The following is a 5,182-nucleotide window of genomic DNA, read 5'->3' as shown; positions in this document are numbered from 1 at the left end:
GTCGTGCCGTTGTCCGTCGTGTTCACCGAACCGTTGATGTCCACGCCCGCATCCGTGCCGTTGCCCGAGATGTTCGTCGAGCCATTACCCGAGGTGTTGATCGAACCATTCGGATCGACAATCACGCCCGTGCCGTTGGACGCATCACCGCTGATGTTGGTCGTGCCGTTCTCGCTCGTGTTCACCGAACCGTTGATGTCCACACCCGCATCCGTGCCGTTGCCCGAGATGTTCGTCGAGCCATTGCCCGAGGTGTTGATCGAACCATTCGGGTCGACGATCACGCCCGTGCCGTTCGACGCATCACCGCTGATGTTGGTCGTGCCGTTGTCCGTCGTGTTCACCGAACCGTTGATGTCCACGCCCGCATCCGTGCCGTTGCCCGAGATGTTCGTCGAGCCGTTGCCCGACGTGTTGATCGAACCGTTCGGGTCAACGATCACGCCCGTGCCATTCGTGCTGTTGCCCGAGATGTTGGTCGTGCCGTTGTCCGTCGTGTTCACCGAACCATTGATGTCCACACCCGCATCCGTGCCATTGCCCGAGATGCTGGTCGAGCCATTGCCCGAGGTGTTGATCGAACCGTTCGGATCGACGATCACGCCCGTGCCGTTCGACGCATCACCACTGATGTTGGTCGTGCCGTTGTCCGTCGTGTTCACCGAACCGTTGATGTCCACGCCCGCATCCGTGCCATTGCCCGAGATGTTGGTCGAGCCATTGCCCGAGGTGTTGATCGAGCCGTTCGGATCGACGATCACGCCCGTGCCGTTGCTGGCGTTGCCCGAGATGTCGGTCGTGCCGTTGCCAGAGGTGTCGACGCTGCCGTTGATAACAACGCCTGCGTCGCCACCATTACCGGAGATGTCCGCCGCGCCGTTGCCCGAGATGTTGATCGAACCGTTCGGATCAACCACCACACCCGAACCGTTGGTCGAGCCACCGGAAATGTTCACCGTGCCGTTGTCCGTCACGTTCACATTGCCATCGATGACCGCGCCGTTGCCGTTCGTCGAGTTACCCGAAATGTCAGCCGCACCGTTACCCGAGATGTTGATCGAACCAGTCGGATCGACGATCACACCCGAACCATTGGCCGAGTTACCGGAAATGTTCGCCGTGCCGTTGTCCGTCACGTTCACATTGCCGTCGATGACCGCACCGTTGCCGTTCGTCGAGCCGCCCGTGATGACGGTGGAACCTTCACCCGACGTGGTGACCGTGCCGGTCGGCGCGACGTTCACGCCGGTGCCCTGCGAGGACGTGCCGTCGATGACGGTCTTGCCATCGTCCTGGGTGGCGACGTTGCCGGACACGTTGACGCCCACGCCAGCGTCGGAGGTGCCGCTGACGTTCAGAACGCCTTCTTCAATGACGTTCGCGTTGCCGGCCAGGTTCACGCCCGTGCCGTTCTGCGAAGCGCCGCCGATGTCGACCGAACCGTTACCCGAGACGTTCACCGTCGAGCCGCTGTTCTGCTGCACGCCCGTGCCGTCCGTGGAGGCACCGGAAATCGAGATGGCGCCGTTATCGGTGGCGGTCATGTTCGAGTCGATCGACACACCTGCGCCGGTATCGCTCTTGCCGACTTCGTTCAGCGTGGCGTCGCCGCTCACCGTCATGGCCAGGCCGTTGTAGACGCCGGCGGCCGACTGCGACGTGCCGTTGATGTTCATCGTGGCGTTGTCCGAGAGCGACCCGGTCGGCGCGATGACACCATTGTCGGTCGTGCCCGTGCCGGTCACGTTCACCGTGGCGTCCTTGCTGGCATTCACCGCGGACCACGCGAACCACGCACCAGCCGAACCGCTGGCGTTGATGTTGAGCGTGGCACTGTCGGTGACGCTCATCGTCCTCCAGCTGAGGAAGCCAATGAACGTGTTGTCGGTGGAGACGGCATTGATGTTCACGATGGACGTGCCTGTCTGCGTGAACGGCGAACCGTAGTCGTTCACGCCGACGTTGGTGCGCGACGTGCCGTTGATGTTCAGCGTGCCGGCATCGGCAGTGGTGTACTGCCCGCGGTTGTATCCGGTCTCCGGGGAGACGGCGGCCAGCGCCACGCCCATGCCCGTGTCCGACGTGCCCGTGAGATTGGCGATGCCGTTGTCCTTGACCAGCAAGTTGATGGCGCCGGTGTAGACGCCAGAAGCGGTCTGGGCGGTACCCGCCATGTCCAGCGTCGCGCTGTTGCCGACCGTCATGTTCGTGAGGCCCGTAGCGCCCATCTCACCCGCCTTGAAGCCGACACCGGACGTGGACACGCCGTTGAAACGCGCGTGGCTCGTGCCTGCCAGATTCACCGTGGCGCCGGAGTTGACCTGCGCGCCCGTGCCCGTCGCCGACGTGCCGGCGGCATCCAGCGTGGCGTTGCCGCTGAGCGAGGTCGTGCCCCAGAAGCCCACGCCGGTGCTGCCCTGCGACTGGCCCGTGAACTTCACCGCGCCCGCATCGGCGATGGTGAGCGTGCCGCTGCCGCCCCTGATCACACCCACACCGCTGGTCGAGGTGCCGTTGGCGTTGAGCTTGGCGGTCTTGTCGACGACCAGGTTGGCTTCGAAGTCCACCGCGTGGCTGCCGGCGGTGCCGGTGAAGTTGGCGACGGCGTCGTTGGTGAAGCTCATCGTGCCGCTCTTCTGCTGGAAGCCCACGCCCGTGTTCGAGGTGGCGTTGACGTTGAGCGTGCCGGCGATCTGGGCGAGGTTGTTGACGATCACGCCGGCGCCCGTGTTGGCCGCGCCGGCGATCGTGCCGCCGCCGATGTTGGACTGCGTGCCCAGCAGCGCGACCGCGTTGTTGCCGCCGTCCAGGCCGTTGCCGGCGGTGGTGTTGGCCGAGACGTTGAGCTGACCGCCGTTGAGGTCGATCGCGCTGCCGACGACGTTGGTGACCGAACCCTTGTGCAGACCGCTCTGGTCGGCCTGCAGGTTCAGGTTGAGCTTGTCCGAGGTGGACTTGATGTTGCCGTTGAGCTGGATGCTGCCGTCGGCGAGCATCGTCAGCGTGGCCGCGCTGCCGGCGGACTTGATGATGTCCGCGCCCGCGTTCTGCACGATGTTGCCGGTCGCGGTGCCCGCGCTGGCGGTGGTGATGGTGACGTCGGTGCCGGCGTTGAGCGCGGTGTTGATCGCACCGTTGTTGACGGTGGCGGCGTTGGTCGACGGCGTGAACGTGCCGCCGCTGACGGCTTCGTTCGCGTTGGCGGCGGTGCTGATGGTGACGTTGGTCGGGTCAATGAGCCACGCGCCCGCCTTGCCGTTCGGCGCGGCGGCGGAGACGACGCCCTGCACGTTAAGGTTGCGGCCGGAGGTTTCGACGAAGCCGCCGTTGCCGCGCGCGGCGTCGGCTTTGATCGAAGCGCCCGCATCGACCTGGGTGAAGCTGGCGAAGTTCACGCCGTCCTGCATGCCGACGGGGGCGGCATCGATCTTGTGCAGCGAGTCGCCGCCGACGATGACCTTGCCGCCGTCCTGCTGGCCGCTGGCGTCGATGGACGCGCCGTTGAACACGCCCACGCGATCGCCCGACAGCACCACGGTGCCGCCATTCACGCCCGAGGCGTCGATCTTGCCGCGCACGGCGACGTCGCCGGTGTTGCCGGCGTCGGCGACCACGGTGCCGGCCTTGACCACGCCGGACAGGTTCACCACCGAGTTCAGCAGCGTGTCCTTGCCGCGGCCGGTCAGCAGCACCGAACCGTTGCCGGCGTTGATGTTGCCCGTGTTCTCGACCAGCGCATTGGCGGTGGCGTCGGTGAGCTTGAGCGAGATGCCCTGCCCGTTCGACAGCGCGACGATCGCGCTGTCGCCAGCGGCGAGCACGACGTTGGCAGCGTTGATGTCGCCCGAGTTGCGCACCCGGTCGCCGGCGAGCACGACGTAACCGGCCGCGTTCATCGCGCCCTCGTTGACGACGCTGGCGTTCTTGCCGGTGCTCTTCAGATCCATCGCGCCACCGGCCATGAACTGGCCCGCATCGATGGACTTGGTCGTCGCCAGCAGCGCGCCGACGTTGACGGTGGAACCCTTGGCGAACAGCACGCCGTTCGCGTTCTGGATCAGCACCTGACCATTAGCCAGCAGCTGGCCCTGGATGTTCGACGGGATGCCGCCCGTCACGCGGTTCAGCGCCTGCGCCTGGGCGTTCGGCTGGTTGAACTGGACCGTGTTGCCCGTGCCGACGTTGAACGAGTTCCAGTCGATCACGGTACGTTGCGTACCCTGATTGATGGTCATCGTGTTCGGGTTGGTTTGCGAGATGCTGGCCTGACCTGCCATCACCTGACCGTTGGTCGGCAGCGACTGCGCGCGGCCCACCGACGGCTGCAGCGCAACGAGCGCCACCGCCACCGCAGTCATCGCGGAGACGACGCCCAGTTCGCGGCCCGAAGGACCGACGCCGGCGCTTTCGCCAGCCTGCTTACCTTGACTCGCCACGTTCTCCGCAACAGCGACGAGCATGCCGAGACGTTTGCTAAATACCCGGCGAAACCGATTCTTGTTCATGAAAGACTCGTAATGAAGTTGGACACACGACAACCGCGCACTGCGGCTCGCGCATTGAGCGAAGCGGGACTAGGGCCGTCGTGCTTTGCTAATGTTCGAGATTCAGAATATGAGATGCGTCCAACAGACAGAATCAGACAAGGACTAAAGATGTCCCTACAAACGGCGGCCTCCATCAGACAAATAGGGTCTAACGCCGTGCGCTTTCGCAAGGTTGGTTAGCGAGACCGATGCGTTGACGACGTGGCAGAAGAGGTGAGGAAGATCGCGTGTGCTATGGAACGATGCGAGTCGTTTGATGAATAGGAAAATTCCGAGATAGCGAGATCACTTTGGGATCAACGGGGTAGTGTCCTTCGACTGTTGCGGGGAAAATACGTCGCTGGCTTATCCTGAGGAGCATTCCTCGTTTTCCAATTCCAAATAAAAAAGGGCAGTGCATATAGCACTGCCCTTCATCCATCAACTTCCAGTTTTATCGGTTGATCGTCCTTCCAGCGACGATCTACCTACGGCCTGCTTGCTGTGCCCCATCCTACTTCGCAGCAGGCATGGGGCCCGACGCGAGCGTCAGGCTGCGCCCTTGACCGTGGCGCGTGCCGGGCTGCCCATGGGCGCGAGGCCCATCTTCAGCCAGCCGTGCGACTTGACCACGTACGCCTTGCCGTCCTTCACGC

The 5,182-nt window shown here is 64.0% G+C and carries 1 protein-coding gene; it reads right to left on the bottom strand.

All coding sequences use genetic code 11. The features are described 5' to 3' along the window. Nucleotides 1-4,505 (bottom strand): two-partner secretion domain-containing protein (locus JMY24_RS37700; protein WP_201704076.1); only part of this gene is annotated, 4,505 nt, incomplete at its 3' end. Nucleotides 4,506-5,182: the final 677 nt, after the last annotated feature.

It is taken from the genome of Paraburkholderia kirstenboschensis (assembly GCF_904848585.1).
Classification (GTDB): Bacteria; Pseudomonadota; Gammaproteobacteria; order Burkholderiales; family Burkholderiaceae; genus Paraburkholderia; species Paraburkholderia kirstenboschensis.
The sequence above is the reverse complement of the archived record's forward strand: the minus strand, read 5'-3'. Positions and strand labels throughout refer to the sequence as shown.